The organism is Rhizobium sp. AB2/73, assembly GCF_020871915.1.
Lineage (GTDB): Bacteria > Pseudomonadota > Alphaproteobacteria > Rhizobiales > Rhizobiaceae > Rhizobium > Rhizobium dioscoreae.
The window spans coordinates 2,817,886-2,835,010 of sequence record NZ_CP067071.1; the positions used below are offsets into that span (position 1 = coordinate 2,817,886).

The following is a 17,125-nucleotide window of genomic DNA, read 5'->3' on the forward strand; positions in this document are numbered from 1 at the left end:
TGTTATTCCGCCGCCACGGCCGGTGGCAGCTGGACCGTATTCCGCTCCTCCTCATCGGCCTGCTCCTTGGCCGGCGGCTCGACCGACTTGCTCTTGGGCTCGCGGCCGAAGAACAAGGCATAGCCGGCGGGCAGGACGAAGATCGTCAGCACGGTCGCAACCAGAATGCCGCCCATCATGGCGTAGGCGAGCGGCCCCCAGAAGACGCCGCGCGAGATCGGTATCAACGCCAGCACGGCCGTCAGCGCCGTCAGCATGATCGGCCGGAAACGACGTACGGCCGAGCCGATGATCGCCTCCTTCCGCTCCATGCCCGCCGCGATATCCTGGTCGATCTGGTCGACGAGGATGATCGAGTTGCGGATGATGATGCCGAGCAGAGCGATGACGCCGAGGATCGCGACGAAACCGAAGGGTGCACCGCTGATGAGCAGAGCCCCTGCCGCACCGATAATGCCGAGCGGGCCGGTCGCCAGCACCAGCATCGCCTTGCCGAAGTGCTGCAGCTGCGCCATCAGGAGCACGACGATGATGACGAGCATGATCGGCGCCTTGGCGGCGATCGAGGCCTGGCTTTCAGCACTGTCTTCGGCGCCGCCCTGGATCTCGATCTTGTAGCCGGCCGGCAGGCTGTTCCTCAGATCAGCCATATCGTTGTAGAGCTTGGCCGTCACGTCGTTCGACTGCACGTTATCAGGCAAGGTTGCCCGCACTGAGATGGTCGGCAGACGATCGCGGCGCCATTCGATGCTCTGCTCCATGACGGGCACGATCTTGGCGACCTGCGACAGCGGCACGAACCCACCGGAGTCTGTGGGAATATAGACCGAGTTTACCGAGGTCAGCAGATGACGGCTTGCCTCCGGCTCGCGGGCAACGATCCCGACGGTTTCCTCACCCTCGCGATAATTGTCGAGCGTGAAGCCGGACATCGAGGCCTGCAGCATCTGGCGGATGCGCTGCGAGGTGACGCCGAGAGCGCGGGCGCGATCCTGATCGATCACCAGCTTCATCGCAGGCACCGGCTCGAGCCAGTCGTCATGGATGGCGCCGAGCAGCGGGTTTTGGGTGAAGCGCTGCTTCACCTGGTCGGCAATACGGCGAACCTCCTGCCGGTCCGGACCCATGACGCGCAGCTGCACGGGCCAGCCTGTGGGCGGGCCGAGGAACAGGCGGTCGACCTTGCCACGGACGGAGGGGAAATCCGCCGCCAGGATGCCGCGCATCTTGGCAATCAGCCGCTCGCGTGCCGGCTCGTCCTTGGCCATGACAAGCATCTGGGCATAGTTCGGGTTGGTGAGCTGCTGATCGAGCGGCAGGAAGAAGCGCGGCGCGCCCTGCCCGACATAGGTGGCGATGAAGCGCTTGTCCGGATCGTCGGCCATGCGGCCTTCCAGCGCTTGAGCCTGGCGCTCGACCTCCTTGATGCTGGTGCCCTCAGGCAGCCAGAGATCGACGAGAATTTCCGGACGCGACGACTGCGGGAAGAAGTTCTGCGGAATGAACTGGAAGGACCAGAGGCTGCCGACGAAGGCGGCGAGCGTCAGCAGCAGAACGATGACGCGGTGGCGTACGGCCCAGGCGACCGAGGAGTGCAGGCGGCGGTAGAAGCGCGTGTCGAACACATCATGATGCTCGCCGGCATGGTGACGCTGCTTGAGGATCATGTAGCCGAGCCATGGCGTGAAATACACGGCCACGAACCAGGAGACGACGAGCGCGATGCCGACGACATAGAACAGCGTGCGGACATATTCGCCTGCCGTCGACGCTGCAAAGCCCACCGGGATGAAGCCGGCTGTGGTGATCAGCGTGCCCGTCAGCATCGGGAAGGCGGTCGAGGAATAGGCGAAGCTGGCCGCATCGAGCTTTACAAGCCCCTCCTCCAGTTTGCGCTCCATGAGTTCGACCACGATCATGGCGTCGTCGACCAGTAGGCCAAGCGCGATGATGAGCGCGCCGAGCGAAATGCGCTGCAGGTCGATGCCGAACTCGTACATGATGGCGAAGGTCGCGGCCAGCACCAGCGGAATGGCAATGGCGATCACGAGGCCGGAACGCCAGCCGATCGACAGGAACGAAACCACAAGCACGATGATGAGAGCTTCGCCGAGCGCGTGCATGAATTCGCTGATCGCGTCGGTGACGACATCAGGCTGATTGGCGATCTGATCGACCTGAACGCCGACCGGCAGCGAGGCTTCGAAGCGCTTGTAGGTTTCCTCAACCGACTTGCCGACATCGGTCACCTTGAAGCCTGGAGCCATGACGACCCCGAGTTGCACGCTCGGATGGCCATTGTAGAGGAACTTGGCCGTATACGGATCCTGCAGACCGGCGGTGACGGTAGCGATATCGCCGAGACGAGTCACCTGGCCGCCGGCATTGAGCCGCAGGTTCTTGATATCCTCGATCTTGTTGACGTCACCCTCGACCGAGATGCGCACCGAGCGCGTGCTGGTATCGACATTGCCGGCCGGATCGACGTTGTTCTGGCCGACGATGGCGTTCTTCAGGTCGTTGAGCGTCAGCCCACGCTCCGCCAGAACCTTGGAGGAGACGTCGATATAGATCTGCTCTGCCTGATCGCCGATGATGGTGGCCTTCTCGACGCCGGGCGTCGAAAGCAGCATGTCACGGGCCTGGATGGCGAATTTCTTCAGCTCCGGATAGGTGTAGCCGTCGCCGCTGATCGAATGCAGCGTGATGAAGGTATCGCCGAATTCATCGTTGAAATAGGGACCGAGCAGGCCGGACGGCAGCTCGTTGCCGATATCGCCGACCTTCTTGCGGATCTGGTAGAAGGCGTCCTTCACCTCGGCGGTGTTGGTGTCGCCCTTGATCTGGATGGTGGTGATGGCAAAGCCGGCGCGGGTATAGGATTTGACCCAATCGAGATGCGGCGTTTCCTGGAGCTTGCGCTCGATCTTGTTGACCACCTGGTCTTCCATGTCCTGCAGCGAGGCGCCGGGCCAGACGGTCTGCACGACCATGACGCGGAAGGTGAAATCCGGATCTTCCTTCTGACCCATATGGGTCAGGCCGAGCGCCCCGGCGATGATGATGAGCCCGAACAGGAACCGCGCGATACTTGGATGGGCGATCGCCCAACGCGACAGATTGAAACGCTTCCTCTCGCCAGAGGTGCTGTTGATGGACATGACGTCGTCCCCTCTATCCGGATCAGCGTACGATATCCGCCGAAGCGGCTTTGGTGTCTGCGGAGGCCTGCTGAGCGCCCCCGCTCGGAAGCTTGACCTTCATGTTTTCGCTCATGAACTGGGTGCCGGCTGCAACGACCACATCGCCGGTCTTGAGGCCATCGGCCACGCGCACGCCGTCATCGGAAAAGTCCGCGACCTTGATCGTCCGGGAATGCACGGTGCCGGCACTGCGGTCGACAAGCCAGACGATCTGCTGCCCATCCCTCTGCGCAAGCGCGCTCAGCGGAATGGAAACATAGGGCTGCGTATTGTCGGCAAGCGCCTCGATCGTCGCGGTCATGCCGAGCAGGACGCGCGGATCGTTCGGCACGCTCACACGCACCGCAAACGTGCGCGACTGATCGGCACTCCCTGACACTTCCCGCACCTTTCCATCCAGAACGAGGGCCGCATCGGACCAGAAGCGCGCCTTGACGTCCTTGCCGACCTTGAACTGGGCGATGTCCATTTCCGGGACGGCGACCTGCACTTCCTTCTCGCCGTCGACGGCAACGGTGATGACGGGTGTGCCGGAACTGACCACCTGGCCGACATCGGCATTGATTGCGGTCACGATACCATTCATGTCGGAGGTCAGGTCGGCATAGGCGACCTGATTCTTCGCCTCGGTCAATGCCGACGCCGCGGAATCGCGCGCCGAAACGGCCTGCTCATGGGAAAGCTCCGCCTGCTCGAGCTGCGACTTGGAGGTGACATTCTTGTTAAAGAGCGTCTGTGCACGCGTTCGGGCAAGCTCGGTCGTCTGCACCTGCTTTTCGGCCGCATCCAGATCGGCCTGCGAACGGCGCACGGCGAGAATATAGTCGGTGGCATCCATGCGGGCGATCACATCGCCGGGTTTTACCCTCTGGCCGATATCCACCTTGCGTTCGACGATCTTGCCATTGACGCGAAAGCCCAGGTTCATCTCCGTCCGCGCACGAACGGCGCCGGAATAATCAAGCTTGCGCGTCGTGTCTGCCTGGACGATTTCAACGACCTTCACCGGCCGGACCACCTCCGCCATCTCCTCCTTCTTCTCATTGCAGCCCGTAAGCCCAAGCCCGTAAGCGGCAAAGAGAGCCGCACCGGCAATGGTCCGTAAAGTGTTGGTCGTCAGCGAAACCATGTCGCTCTCCTAAAATCGAACAAAGAGTGAGAACACGCCGGGCATCCGGAGCGCCCATTGCTATTTTTTCAAAGCCCTGATGGCGAATTCGATGAGATCCTCGGGTTCGGCCCGGTTTGTCTTGGAGAGACACTGCGCCACCATCTGGGGATGACAGAGATTGATGGTCGCCGCGCCGAAACATTTGGACGCGACATAGGGGTCCTGCTCGAAGAACTCACCAGCAGCAATGCCCTCCGCAATGATCTCGGCGATTAGATCGTGGACGCGATCGATATGCTTTTCGATGACGTGCCAATCACGCTCGATGGCGACAACGACCATCTCGTGAACCTTCTGCTCGTCGAGCATGGTCTCCACTATCATCTTGTACTGGGATAACGCGTAGGTTCGCAGCCGCTCGGTCGCGCTGATCGGCTGATTGCGGATGGCGAGGGCCATCTGGTAGCTCTGGCCGAGCATACGCCCACAGATAGCCTGATGGATTTCCGTCTTGGAGCCGAAGAACCGGTAGATATTTGCCGTCGACATGCCGAGATCCCGGGCGATATCGGCGACGTTCGTCTTGCTGTAGCCATAGTGACGAAACAGCTTTTCGGCGGCATCGAGAATGCGCGTGATGTTTTCCTGGCGGGCAGGATCGGCGCTAACGTCGGAAAGATCGAACATAAACGGGCCTGATGGTTTACGAGTGACGATTTTCAATTTTCGTCACTCGTAAACCATCAGAGCGCCGATGTCAATGAAACCGACCACAACTTGGGCGGCTTTTAGATGCTATTCAATAAACCGAGAATGCGCCGAACTACTTGAAGCAACAGTTAAACGATCGACAACAGCCTCGCGGAGCGAAGCCGAAAGTGTCCGAAATTTTATCGCGGCGTGGCGCTGCGTTGTCAGGCGCTCAAGAGTGTAGGATGAAAACGTCGAAGGCTGAAAAAGCCGACAAAGGCAATGACCACCAAAAGCGCCACCTGCGCCGCAAGGATCGGCGGCTCGTTACCCGTAGGCGCCAGCGCATTGAGCGCCGGTATCTTCTGGAACGATTGAATGATGAGCACCAGACAGTTGAAGAACAACAGCACGAGCGCGCCGATCACGAAGACGGCACGCCATAGGCCGGCAAGGTGGAATGTGTAACGCGCCAGCGCCGTCGGAATGAAGATCAGCAGACAGATGATGCCGACGATGATCGCCGGCGTCACGCCGTGAAAGGCGAATAGAAAACCCGTCAAGCTGGTGAGAGCCGTCGTCAACATATAGACGAACGTCGAGCGATTATGACGGTCGGCGGTCAGAAAGCCGTAGGCCACTACGATGCCGCTGATGATGGCGACCAAGCTGATGACGACGTGAATCAAGAGAATTCCAGACATTCACCCCTCCAAGTGAGCATTGCATTTCGATTGAAATGACAGCCCAACGCCCGAATGCGGAATATATACGAAACGCGCCGCGCGAGCCAGCGCGACGCGAAAGACCCAAAAGATCACTTAGGCGGCGTGAACTTCCAGAGAGATCGGAACGGAGGCAAGCGCCTTGGAAACCGGGCAACCGGCTTTCGCCTTGTTGGCAAGCTCGGTGAAGGTGGCCTCGTCGGCGCCGGGCACCTTGCCGGTCAGCCTCAGGTGGATTGCGGTGATGGCGAAGCCGCCTTCGACGCTTTCAAGCGTCACCTTGGCCGTCGTCTCCATGCTTTCGGCGGTGAAACCGGCTTCATTGAGGATCAGCGACAGGGCCATGGTGAAGCAGCCGGCATGCGCCGCGCCGATCAGCTCTTCCGGATTGGTGCCGGCAACGCCTTCGAAGCGGCTGGCAAAACCGTAAGGATAGTGATTGAGCGCGCCGCTCTGCGTCGAGATCTGACCCTTGCCGTCCTTCAGTCCACCGGACCATTGAGCCGAACCTGTGCGATTGATCTGCATGTCGTCCTCCTTGTCGTTGAATGAATTTCGGGAGCGGAACCGCCTCCCGTTGATGATCGACGGCAAGCGGCTTGACCGCCTGCATCGTCACCATAGTCCTTCTATCCGTCCAAGACGACGCCGCCGTAACAGCAGCGAGGCCGATTTCGAAAAGCATGGAGCGAGGGATTGTTCCCGGATGGCCTCACCGAAGCTCTTAAATCATCATACAAGCGTATTGCCAATGTATGATGATTGCCATATCATTGCGTTCACATCGTCGCCAAGCGCGACAAGGCATCGCCCGCATGGAAGCCCCTCTCGTCGAAAGAGAAGGTATTCGGAAAAGCATGCGAAACGGTGTGGAGGAGATAGGGTGGAATCGCTCGAAAGACAGGGGCACGACTCATCGGCTCAGCCGGGTCGCCGTCCGCGCGTGCGTAGAAACGTGACGGCGGCGATCGCCGAAGATATCTGCGCCGAACGCTATCCCTCCGGCTCGACCCTGCCGCGCGAAAACGATCTCTGCGAAATGTACGGCGTCAGCCGCACAGTTATCCGCGAATCCCTCAAGGTGCTGGAGTCCAAGGGACTCGTGCGTGGCAAGCCGCGCATCGGCACCACCGTTTGCGACAAGGACGATTGGAACATTCTTGACCAGGACGTGCTGGCATGGATGGGCCCCTATATCGCCGATTTCGATATTCTCGGCTCGATCCTCGAAGCACGCCGCACCATAGAACCAGCCGCCGCGGAATATGCGGCCGAGCGCGCAACGGCCCGCGAAATTGCCGACCTGGAGAGTGCATGGCAGCAGATGCGCGACAGCGGCGATGATCCGGAAGGCTTCACCGAAGCCGACGTGACCTTCCACAGCGTACTTCTGAGCGCCAGTCACAACCAGGTGTTCCGGCGCCTCTCCAGCGCCATGCATGCCGGCCTGAAATATGCTCTGCACGCCTCCAACGTCGCCGCCGATAGCCGCGACGAAGCGATTGCCGTTCACGGCGAACTTGTCGAGGCACTGCGCCTGCGCGACCGCGATGCCGCCCGCGCCTGTGCCCATCGCATGCTCGATCTGGCGGCCCGCGATCTCGCTGTCGAACGACGGCTGGACGAAGGCCGGATAACCAATCCCGAAACCCGGAGATCTGCGGCCTTGCGCCGCTGACACAACCCAAAGCCAAACGGAATCATTCCCATGAAAATTACCAAGCTGACGACCTATATCGTTCCCCCGCGCTGGCTGTTCCTGAAGATCGAGACCGATGAAGGGATTGTCGGCTGGGGTGAGCCCGTGGTCGAGGGCCGTGCGCTGACCGTACAGGCCGCCGTGCACGAACTGGAAGACTATCTGATCGGCAAAGACCCCTTCCTGATCGAGGATCACTGGACCGTCATGTACCGCGCCGGTTTCTATCGCGGCGGCGCCGTTCACATGTCGGCGCTGGCCGGCATCGACCAGGCACTTTGGGACATTAAGGGCAAGGCGCTGGGTCAGCCGATCCATTCGCTGCTCGGCGGTCAGGTGCGTGACAAGATCAAAGTCTATTCCTGGATCGGCGGCGACCGCCCCTCCGATGTCGCCAACAATGCCAAGGATGTGGTCGCCCGCGGCTTCAAGGCGATCAAGCTCAACGGCTGCGAGGAAATGCAGATCGTCGACACCTATGACAAGGTGGAGAAGGCTGTTGAGACCATTGCCACCATCCGCGAGTCAATCGGCCCCTACATCGGCATCGGTGTCGATTTCCACGGCCGCGTCCATCGTCCGATGGCCAAGGTGCTTGCCAAGGAGCTGGAGCCCTACAAGCTGCTCTTCATCGAAGAGCCGGTGCTGTCGGAAAACCGCGAGGCGCTGAAGGAAATTGCCAACCATTGCTCGACGCCGATCGCGCTCGGCGAACGCCTCTATTCGCGCTGGGACTTCAAGTCGGTCCTGTCGGACGGCTATGTCGACATTCTTCAGCCCGATCTCTCCCACGCAGGCGGCATCACCGAATGCCGCAAGATCGCGGCGATGGCCGAGGCCTATGACGTGGCGCTGGCGCCGCATTGCCCGCTTGGCCCGATCGCGCTTGCCGCCTGCTTGCAGGTCGACGCCGTCAGCTACAATGCCTTCATCCAGGAGCAGAGCCTCGGCATTCACTACAACAAGGGCAACGACATCCTCGACTACATCTCCAACAAGGAGGTGTTCCAGTATGCCGATGGCTTCGTTTCGATCCCGCAAGGCCCCGGCCTCGGCATCGAAGTCGACGAAGCCTATGTCATCGAACGCGCCAAGGAAGGCCATCGCTGGCGCAACCCCGTCTGGCGCCATGAAGACGGCAGTGTCGCTGAGTGGTAAGACCACGCTCGTCACCTGACGGACGAGAAATCGCATATCTCCAATGATGAAAGGCCCGATGGCAGCGGATCTGCGCTATCGGGCCTTTTCTTTAGACGGTGCTCTCTTAATCCGGCACCTTCCCCTTTGCCGCGTGGCGGCGAATATCGCTGCACATCCCGTGTGCGCTCTCCCAAAAAAGTTGCGCCTGCAGTATCGGCGCAGATACTGCAGGCGCGTCATGCGTCTCAACAAGCCCCCAGGGAGACGCATTACCGGAGCATGATCACCAAAGGCGTGGAGTGCCCTTTAGTTCAGACCATGCTCAAGCAGGCAATTTCAAACTACTCCCGCTCGCCGGTGAAGTTCAGCAGCAGCTGAAAGATGTTGACGAAGTTCAGGTAGAGCGACAGGGCACCGAAGACGGCGAGCTTCTGCTGCGATTCCTGATCGTAGTTTTCGGCATACTGCTCCTTGATGTTCTGCGTATCCCAGGCGGTCAGGCCGACGAAGACGACGATACCGATGACCGAGATTGCAAACTGAAGCGCGCTCGAACCCAGGAAGATATTGACGATGCTGGCGATGATGACGCCGAACAGACCCATCATCAGGAACGAGCCGATGTTGGAGAGATCACGCTTCGTCGTATAGCCGTAGAGACTGGTCGCGCCGAACATGGTCGCGGCGATGAAGAAGGTACGCGCGATGCTCGTGCCGGTGAAGACCAGGAAGACGGAGGCCAGCGAGAGGCCCATGACCGCGCAGAAGGCCCAGAACATCATCTGCGCCGTGCTGGCCGACATCGACTGGATTCGGAACGAGAAGAAGAACACGAAGGCAAGCGGCGCCAGCATGACGACCCACTTCAGCGGGCTCTGGAAGATCGGCACATAGAGCGCCGGCGTCGTGCCGACGATCAGCGCAACGATTCCCGTCACGACGAGGCCGATACCCATGTAGTTGTAGACGCGCAGCATGTGCCGGCGCAGGCCCTCATCGAAGAGCGCCTGAGAGCCGGCGGCTGCTCCGTAGCCGTATCGCGGATTGGTCGGGTTCATGGTCGTTCTCCTTAAATCCAAACTAGTAGAGGCTGCGGGCAAGCTTTTCGGCATCGCCGTCAAGCTGGCCCGCCTTGCCGTTGCCGATCAGCGCATAGGCGACTTCCCCGATCTGCCAATAGGCAGCCTGGACATCGTCACGCTTGATGTGACTGACATCCTGCACGGCGAAATTGCCCGGACGGACGGCAAACAGTGATAAATGTCCGTCTTCGCCGGCATCGACCATCATTTCGACACTCGGACCGAATTCGGACGGATAGATTTGCGCATCGGTGACGCGCCAGTCACCCGGCAGCTGCGGCAAAATGATTGCCGTCGATGCGCGGATTTCATCCGGATTGTAATTCGCAGCCGCCGACTGCGGCTTGATCTCTTCGCGCACGGCCGTGGCCTTGTAGGCGCGCACCGCATCGTCGACGAAGGCCGGCGGCCGTGTCGACGCGCTGACCTCGCTCGCCGTAAAGGCGCCGAAGGACGTATGCGCAATCCAGCCGGTCGTGACCAGCACGGCAACGGCCGCAACACGCTGGAAAGAGCCCAGCATACGGCCGTAGACCAGCCCGCGCTCCAGCCGCCGCGCGGCCTCACGCGTTTCCGCCCGAACCACATGGCCTTCTCCGGCCAGCGCCATGCGCAGCTCGCCGCGGATGCTCATGTCAGCCATTACCTTGGCGGCGATCTCCGGATGCTCCGAGAGATAGGATTCCACCTCGACACGGCGCGCAAGCGTCAGTTCGCCATCGACATAGGCGTCGAGATCGGTATCGATGATCGGATCAACGATTTTCATTGCCGCCTCCCTCGATAAGCCTGAGATGTGAAACCTTGGAGGTCGCCTCCTCGAAATGGCGCAGGCTCGCGCGGGCCCGCGCGATGCGGGACATCAGCGTGCCCAGAGGAATGCCAAGTGCTGATGCCGCCTCCTGATAGGAGAGATCCTCGATCGCCACCAGATGCAGCGCCTCGCGCTGCTCCTCGGGCAGACTGAAGAAAGCTTCCCGGACCTGATTCAGGCGAACCGTGTGATCCTGCGATGCCGGCAGTGCCGTTTCGAGATCGGCCGCAGCCTCCTCATGACGGCGGTTCAACGACTTCTTCTGGCGCAGGCGGTCGATATGCACATTGTGGAGGATCGACAGAAGCCAGGTGCGCAGATTGCCGTCGCGCCGGAAGGACGCCTTACGCTCATAGGCCTTGACCAGCGCGTCCTGCACCAGATCCTCGGCCTCGTCCGCATTGCGCACAAGCGAACGGGCGTATCGTCTCAGCGAACCGAGCTGTCCTAAAACATCGAATGTGCGTCCTTTGCGTTCCATACACCTATATACGGAAGCACTCCGGATTCTATTCCATCGCCCAAAGAATATTTTTTGCCGATTTTTACATCAGCAGAAAGTCCTTGGGCTGCGGCAGCGGCGGCAGGTCGGTTTCTCCCAGCGCTTCGCGCAGATTGATCTCGATCGTATCCGCAAGCGCGCCGATGGCGAGCGCATTGGGGCGATGGCCGAAAGGGTCTTCCAGCTCGTCGCCCAGCGCATCCAGGCCAAAGAAGGTATAGGCGATGAGGGCCGTCACAAAGGGCGAGCCCCAGCCGAGCGTATCGACATAGCCGAAAGGCAGCAGGAAGCAGAAGAGATAGGCGGTCCGATGCAGAAGCAGCGTATAGCCAAATGGCAGCGGCGTATTGCGCAGCCGCTCGCAAGCCGCCTGGGCCGCGCCCATCTGGCCGATCGTGATATCCAGCATCTGGTACGGGATATCCGAAATCACGCCCGATGCTTTCAGCCGCGCGAGATCGGCGGACATCAGGCGCAGAATGAGATCAGGCTTGTTGCGGGCCGCATGGTAGAATTCCGCTTCGCTTGGAGCAAGCAGGCGAAACACCTTGCCCTCGTCGCTGCCGGGCCGCAGAAGACAGACCAGCGCCTGCGCGAAGGCCATCGTCAGGCGCAGCAGGTCCTTGCGCGCTTCGATGCCGGCCTCCCCTGCACTCTCCAGCACCAACGTCTGCCGGGAGAAGCCGCGCGCGAGATGGACGAGCTGCCCCCAGTCGCGCCGCCCCTCCCACCAACGGTCGTAGCAGGCATTGTTGCGAAAACCGAGGAAGATCGAAAGCGCGATACCGAGCAGCGACAGCGCCGAGCCGTTGAAGGAGACGATGAGGTTCGGCCGCTCCTCATGGCCCCAGACGATCAATGCTGACAGCAGAAAGATGGCAATGATCTGCGGCAGGATACGCCGGATGATCGACCCGCGAAGGATGAAGAAAAGCTGGAAGAGATTCGGCCGGTCGCGGACGATCATGACGAAACGCACTCTCGATGAATGTCTGATGGCGCAGCAATACACCAGACGCGCTGAGAGTAATGAGCATTTCTTGCAAGGCGGCCGTGACCGGCGGGCATCGCTCGCCGGTTAGGCGGACCCTCATTTTGCGCTCGCGCTTGCCGTCACCAGAACCGGATCGGCGCGATAATCCCCGGGAAAGAGATGCTGCAGGTTCTTGATCTTCGGCAGATCATTGATGACGATGTAGGGATAGGTCGGATGCGTTGCCAGGAAATCCTGATGATAGGCCTCGGCGGCATAGAATTGCCGCGCTGGCTCGATTTTGGTGACGATGGCTGTATCGAAGACCTTGGCGTGATTGAGCTGGTCGATATAGGCCTTGGCGATATCGGCCTGTGCCTGGCTGGTCGGGAAGATAGCCGAGCGATATTGCGTCCCGGTATCCGGCCCCTGATAGTTCAGCTCCGTCGGATCATGCGCCACTGAGAAATAGATCTGCAGCAGATGGCCGTAGCTGATCTTGTGCGGATCGAAAACGACGCGCACGGATTCGGCATGGCCGGTGTCGCCACCGCTCACCATTTCATAATGCGCCGCATCCTTGCTGCCACCGGTATAACCCGACGTCGCGCTGATGACGCCGTTAACATGCTGGAAGACGCCCTGCACGCCCCAGAAACAGCCGCCGGCAAGCACCGCCGTCTCCGTGTTGGCAGAGGCTGCCTTCTCGTCCATGCTCGGCGCGGGAATGAGACGCGCGTCCTCGGCCGAAGCGCGGCCGACAAATTGCAGCGCAACGCCGCCAAGCAATACTGCCGCCATCAGGCCGGCGAAACGAACAAAACGTGCTGAACGGATTCGGATCATGTCCGTCGATAAAATCTTCATGGTGATTTCCTCTCGACCGCGATGCAAATGCTCCGGTCACGAAGAAATACGGGAAGACGGGCTCTTTTGTTACACACGCCCGCGTGTAACACCGAAACGTGAATGACGCGGCGACCTGATTCAGTAATGCGGCGGCTTGGTAATGGCGGGTGCTTCGAGCGACTGCTCCTCCAGCGTCAGAAAACGCTCTGTCAGCCGGTCGAGCTTCTGCCTGGTCTGTTCGACGACCTTCCATTGCTCGGCAATCTGGTCGGACAGTTCCTCGATCGTCTTCGCCTGATGGGCGACCGTCTCCTCGAGTTTGGTGATGCGGCTCTCTTCGTCTGACATAGCTGACCCCTTTCGCAACGATCTATAGCACCGACATCGCCGCGTACAGTGCTTCCATTTGGCACGAAGCGGACACCGGCGCCGTTTGACGGCGATATGACAAAACTGAAAAACAGCTGAAAAGACCTGTTACCTGACTGACATGGGCGCCTTCTAAAGAGAGCGCATAGACGCGCCCATTTGAAGGCAATCCCTTCCACAGGCGCACCATTATGAAGACCTCGGAGAAGCGCCGTGAAGATCATCCAGATCACCGATACCCATTTGAGCCCCAACAAGCCACATTTCAACGGCAATTGGGAGCCGCTGGCGAAATGGATCGAGGCAAGCGGCGCCGATCTCATCGTTCATACCGGCGATCTCAGCGTCGATGGCGCCGACAAGGATGAAGATCTCATCTTTTCCGTGGATCTGATGCGGCAGGTATCGGTGCCCATGCTGATCGTGCCCGGCAATCACGATGTCGGGCATCTGCCCGGCTCCTATCAGCCTGTCAATCCCGAGCGGCTGGACCGCTGGCGCCGCCTCGTCGGCCCGGATTATTGGGCGAAGGATGTCGACAACTGGCGGCTGATCGGCCTCAACAGCCTGCTGATGGGCTTCGAGGATGCCGAGGAGCAGAAGCAGTTCGATTGGCTGCAGAAGATGCTCGAAAGCCGCGGCGAGCGCCGCATTGCCCTCTTTGCCCACAAGCCGCTCTTCGTCGATGCCCCCGATGAGGGCGATACCGGCTATTGGAGCGTGCGCCCGGCGCAGCGCCGCCGGCTCTATGATCTGATCGGGGCCCACGACGTCGCCCTGTTCGGCAGTGGCCACCTGCACTGGAGCTGGGAAGGCCGCTTCAACGACACCAACCTGGTCTGGGCGCCGCCCGGCGCCTTCATCCTCGACAAGATGGAGCGCGAAATGCCCGGCGAACGGCTGATCGGCGCAGCAATCCATGAACTTGGCGAAACGGTCTCGACGGAGCTCGTCGCCGTACCCGGCATGACTGCCTACTTCCTCGACGAGGTCGTCATGGAAGTCTATCCGCAGGCCGCCCCCAAGGCAAAGGAGCCGACCGAATGAGCGCACTCTCGCTTCGCGGCATCGCCAAATCCTTCGGCGGCAACGCCATCCTCAAAGGCGTCGATCTCGACGTCCAGCCCGGTGAGTTCATCGCCCTCGTCGGCCCCTCGGGCTGCGGCAAGAGCACGCTCTTGCGCATCCTCGCCGGCCTCGACCATGCCGACAGCGGTGAAATCATCCTCGGCGGCAGCGACGTTTCCGGCGTTGCGGCGGCGGACCGCAACATCGCCATGGTCTTCCAGTCCTACGCGCTCTATCCGCATCTGACGGCCTCGGAAAATATCGCCGTGCCGCTCGCCATGCGCCGCCTGTCGCGCGTCCAGCGCCTGCCCTTCATCGGCTCGCTGATCCCCGGCCAGCGCGCGGCCCGCGCCGGCATCATCCGCGATGTCCGCGACATGGCTGTTTCGCTGAAGATCGATCACCTGCTCGACCGCAAGCCCGGGCAGATGTCGGGCGGCCAGCGTCAGCGCGTGGCGCTCGCCCGCGCCATGGTGCGCCGCCCCGCCGTCTTCCTCATGGACGAGCCGCTTTCCAATCTCGATGCCAATTTGCGTGTCCATGCCCGCGGCGAGATCGTCGATCTGCACCGCCGCGCCGGCGTGCCGACTGTCTACGTCACGCATGACCAGGCCGAGGCGCTGTCGATGGCCGACCGTGTCGCTGTCATGATCGGCGGGCAGCTGTTGCAGCTCGCCTCTCCCCAGACGATCTATGACGACCCGGCCCATGTGGAAGTCGCCCGTTTTGTCGGGCAGCCGCGCATCAATCTGCTGCCGGCGCTCGCCGAAAACGGCACCGTCGCCTTCGGCGGCATCCGGCTGGCGCTCGAAGACGGCAGCTTTACCGGCAGGAATGTGACCCTCGGCATCCGCCCGGAATTCGTGCAACTCTCCCAGGACCGCCAGGATGCGCTCGCCGCCCATATCGAGCGCATGGAATTCCTCGGCTCCGAGGTCATCCTCTATGCCAAGCTCGACGCCATCGGCGAAACCATGGTCGCCAAGCTCGCACCGGCAGAAGTCGCCGGTCTATCCGCCGGCATGCCCGTTGCGCTGACACTTGCAGCCGAGCAGGCCATGGTCTTCGCCGAAGATGGCCGCCGCCTGCGCGCAAGCCCCACGGCCGTCGACGCCACGCGGGAGAAGGCGCATGGCTAGCATCGCCGCCACCTCCCTGCCGATGCGAACTGCGGCGGCGCGCGAACGCAGCGAGGCCCGCACGGCATTGCTGTTCGCCCTGCCCGCCATCATCCTGATCGTGCTTTTCATCCTGGTGCCGATCGTCGCCGTCGTCGTGCTCGGCTTCACGGATTTTCAGCTCGGCGACAAGAGCCTGCGCTTCGTCGCCTTCGAAAACTATGCGCATCTCCTGCGCGACCGCGCCTTCCAAAAATCGCTCTGGAACACGGCGACCTATACCGCGATCGTCGCGCCAGTCTCGATCGTCCTCGGCCTCGGCGTCGCGCTGCTGATTGAAAGCGAAGGTATCGGCCGCAGCTTCTTTCGCACGGCCTATTTCCTGCCCGTCGCCTCGCTGATCGTCGCGATGGCGACCGTCTGGCAATATCTCTTCCACCCGACGATCGGTCCGATCAACGCGCTGCTCGGCGAGATCGGCGTGCGTGGCCCGAACTGGCTCGGCGCCTCGGCGACCGCGCTCTACAGCCTGTCGATCATCGGCGTATGGCAATCGGTCGGCTTCAACATGGTGCTATTTCTCGCCGGCCTCACCGCCATCCCGCGAGAACTCTACGCCGCAGCCGAAGTCGATGGTGCGAAATCGGCATGGGATCGCTTCTGGCTCGTCACCTGGCCGATGCTCGGACCGACGACGCTCTTCGTCACCACAATCAGCATCATCAACGCGGTGAAGGTTTTCGACACCGTAAGGGTCTTGACCGAAGGGGGCCCGAACCATGCCTCCGAAGTCCTGCTCTTCACCATCTACCAGGAAGGCTTCGTCTATCTCCGCGTCGGCTATGCCTCGGCGATGACCACGGTCTTCCTCGCCATCCTCGTGGTGCTGACCTTCCTGCAATATCGCGTTCAAGACCGGCAGGTGCATTACACATGACCTCGACAGGCTTCACTCCCGGCCGCATCCTGCGCCTCTCTCTACTGATCCTGGGCTCGCTCATCTTCCTGGCGCCCTACATCTTCATGATCTCGACCGCCGGCAAGGCGCAGGACGATATTTTCACCTCAGCGCTGAAGCTGATCCCGACGCATTTCTATTATGCCGAGAACATCACCAAGGCACTGAGCAAGGTTGACATGGGCACGCTGCTGTTCAACGGCGTCCTAGTCTGCGGTCTGATCTTCTTCTTCCAGGTGCTGATCGCCATTCCTTGTGCCTACGCCATGGCGAAGCTGAAATTTCCGGCGGCACGCACCATGATGGTGCTGGTCATGCTCGGCTTGCTGGTCCCGATCCATGCGACCGCACTGCCGCTCTATGTCGGCTTCAACAGCTTATCGCTGCTGAACAGCTACACGGCTTTGGTCGCGCCCTTCTCGATCTCGGTCTTCGCGATCTTCATGTTCCTGCAGTTCTTCCGCGCCATGCCGGATGATCTGATCCATGCCGCCCGCCTCGACGGCATGTCGGAAATCGGCATCGTCGCCCGCGTCATCGTGCCGAATGCCTGGCCGGCAGTCACGGCTTTCGCGATCTTTTCGGTCGTCGCGCACTGGAACGATCTCTACTGGCCGCTGATCGTCATCACCAAGCAGGACTATTTCACGCCGCCGCTGGGCCTCATGTATTTCCGCGCCGCCGAAGCCGGCGATGACTACGGCGCACTCATGGCGGCGACCCTCATCATCACCCTTCCCCTCGTCGCGGCATTCCTTCTGGCACAGAAGCGTTTCGTCGAGGGCATCACCATGACCGGTCTGAAGGGCTGACCTGACCGGTTT

General features: G+C 61.0%; 17 protein-coding genes. 6 read left to right on the forward strand and 11 right to left on the reverse strand.

What is annotated here, in order from left to right; translation table 11 throughout:
- Positions 1-2 precede the first annotated feature (2 nt).
- The 5 genes from I8E17_RS13925 to I8E17_RS13945 form a co-directional block, all read right to left on the reverse strand.
- The gene (locus I8E17_RS13925) at positions 3-3,161 is read right to left on the reverse strand and encodes an efflux RND transporter permease subunit (protein WP_069615932.1); all 3,159 of its coding nucleotides are present in this window, start codon (positions 3,159-3,161) and stop codon (positions 3-5) included.
- Between the two features lie 22 nt (positions 3,162-3,183).
- The gene (locus tag I8E17_RS13930; protein WP_219511441.1) at positions 3,184-4,332 is read right to left on the reverse strand and encodes an efflux RND transporter periplasmic adaptor subunit; all 1,149 of its coding nucleotides are present in this window, start codon (positions 4,330-4,332) and stop codon (positions 3,184-3,186) included.
- Positions 4,333-4,392: 60 nt separating this feature from the next.
- Positions 4,393-5,001, reverse strand: coding sequence for a TetR family transcriptional regulator (locus I8E17_RS13935; RefSeq protein ID WP_069615930.1), 609 nt, complete (start codon positions 4,999-5,001; stop codon positions 4,393-4,395).
- Positions 5,002-5,228: 227 nt separating this feature from the next.
- Complete coding sequence (locus tag I8E17_RS13940; RefSeq protein WP_069615929.1) at positions 5,229-5,708, reverse strand: hypothetical protein; 480 nt, start codon at positions 5,706-5,708, stop codon at positions 5,229-5,231.
- A 117-nt stretch (positions 5,709-5,825) separates the two neighbouring features.
- Positions 5,826-6,257 carry an OsmC family protein gene (locus tag I8E17_RS13945; protein ID WP_069615928.1) on the reverse strand — a complete coding sequence of 144 codons (432 nt, stop codon included), beginning with the start codon at positions 6,255-6,257 and terminating at the stop codon, positions 5,826-5,828.
- A gap of 355 nt (positions 6,258-6,612) precedes the next feature.
- Here I8E17_RS13945 and I8E17_RS13950 point away from each other — a divergent pair, with 355 nt between their 5' ends.
- On the forward strand, positions 6,613-7,407 hold the full coding sequence (locus I8E17_RS13950) for a FadR/GntR family transcriptional regulator (protein ID WP_069615927.1): 795 nt from the start codon (positions 6,613-6,615) through the stop codon (positions 7,405-7,407).
- A 30-nt stretch (positions 7,408-7,437) separates the two neighbouring features.
- Positions 7,438-8,586 carry a galactonate dehydratase gene (gene dgoD, locus I8E17_RS13955; RefSeq protein WP_069615926.1) on the forward strand — a complete coding sequence of 383 codons (1,149 nt, stop codon included), beginning with the start codon at positions 7,438-7,440 and terminating at the stop codon, positions 8,584-8,586.
- 323 nt (positions 8,587-8,909) lie between these two features.
- On the opposite strand, the gene I8E17_RS13960 is transcribed toward dgoD, so the two are convergent.
- The 6 genes from I8E17_RS13960 to I8E17_RS13985 form a co-directional block, all read right to left on the reverse strand.
- Positions 8,910-9,626 (reverse strand): Bax inhibitor-1/YccA family protein, encoded by a 717-nt coding sequence (locus tag I8E17_RS13960; protein ID WP_069615925.1) that lies wholly within the window; start codon positions 9,624-9,626, stop codon positions 8,910-8,912.
- A gap of 22 nt (positions 9,627-9,648) precedes the next feature.
- Positions 9,649-10,419 (reverse strand): anti-sigma factor, encoded by a 771-nt coding sequence (locus tag I8E17_RS13965; RefSeq protein ID WP_069615924.1) that lies wholly within the window; start codon positions 10,417-10,419, stop codon positions 9,649-9,651.
- Positions 10,406-10,945: a sigma-70 family RNA polymerase sigma factor gene (locus I8E17_RS13970; RefSeq protein ID WP_069615923.1), complete on the reverse strand. Its 540-nt coding sequence runs from the start codon at positions 10,943-10,945 to the stop codon at positions 10,406-10,408. The genes I8E17_RS13965 and I8E17_RS13970 overlap by 14 nt, the downstream gene beginning before the upstream one ends.
- Positions 10,946-11,009: 64 nt before the next feature.
- Positions 11,010-11,933: a bestrophin family protein gene (locus tag I8E17_RS13975; RefSeq protein WP_069615922.1), complete on the reverse strand. Its 924-nt coding sequence runs from the start codon at positions 11,931-11,933 to the stop codon at positions 11,010-11,012.
- A 123-nt stretch (positions 11,934-12,056) separates the two neighbouring features.
- Complete coding sequence (gene msrA / locus I8E17_RS13980; protein ID WP_069615921.1) at positions 12,057-12,806, reverse strand: peptide-methionine (S)-S-oxide reductase MsrA; 750 nt, start codon at positions 12,804-12,806, stop codon at positions 12,057-12,059.
- Positions 12,807-12,926: 120 nt separating this feature from the next.
- Positions 12,927-13,136 carry a SlyX family protein gene (locus I8E17_RS13985; protein WP_069615920.1) on the reverse strand — a complete coding sequence of 70 codons (210 nt, stop codon included), beginning with the start codon at positions 13,134-13,136 and terminating at the stop codon, positions 12,927-12,929.
- Between the two features lie 234 nt (positions 13,137-13,370).
- On the opposite strand from I8E17_RS13985, the gene I8E17_RS13990 reads away from it, so the two are divergent.
- The 4 genes from I8E17_RS13990 to I8E17_RS14005 are packed head-to-tail and all read left to right on the forward strand — an operon-like array spanning position 13,371 to position 17,113.
- On the forward strand, positions 13,371-14,204 hold the full coding sequence (locus I8E17_RS13990; protein ID WP_069615919.1) for a metallophosphoesterase: 834 nt from the start codon (positions 13,371-13,373) through the stop codon (positions 14,202-14,204).
- A complete protein-coding gene (locus tag I8E17_RS13995) occupies positions 14,201-15,364 on the forward strand; it encodes an ABC transporter ATP-binding protein (RefSeq protein ID WP_069615918.1) in 1,164 nt (387 codons plus the stop codon). Before I8E17_RS13990 ends, I8E17_RS13995 begins: the two co-directional genes overlap by 4 nt.
- Positions 15,357-16,280 (forward strand): sugar ABC transporter permease, encoded by a 924-nt coding sequence (locus I8E17_RS14000; protein WP_069615917.1) that lies wholly within the window; start codon positions 15,357-15,359, stop codon positions 16,278-16,280. The genes I8E17_RS13995 and I8E17_RS14000 overlap by 8 nt, the downstream gene beginning before the upstream one ends.
- The gene (locus tag I8E17_RS14005; protein ID WP_069615916.1) at positions 16,277-17,113 is read left to right on the forward strand and encodes a carbohydrate ABC transporter permease; all 837 of its coding nucleotides are present in this window, start codon (positions 16,277-16,279) and stop codon (positions 17,111-17,113) included. Before I8E17_RS14000 ends, I8E17_RS14005 begins: the two co-directional genes overlap by 4 nt.
- Positions 17,114-17,125 lie beyond the last annotated feature (12 nt).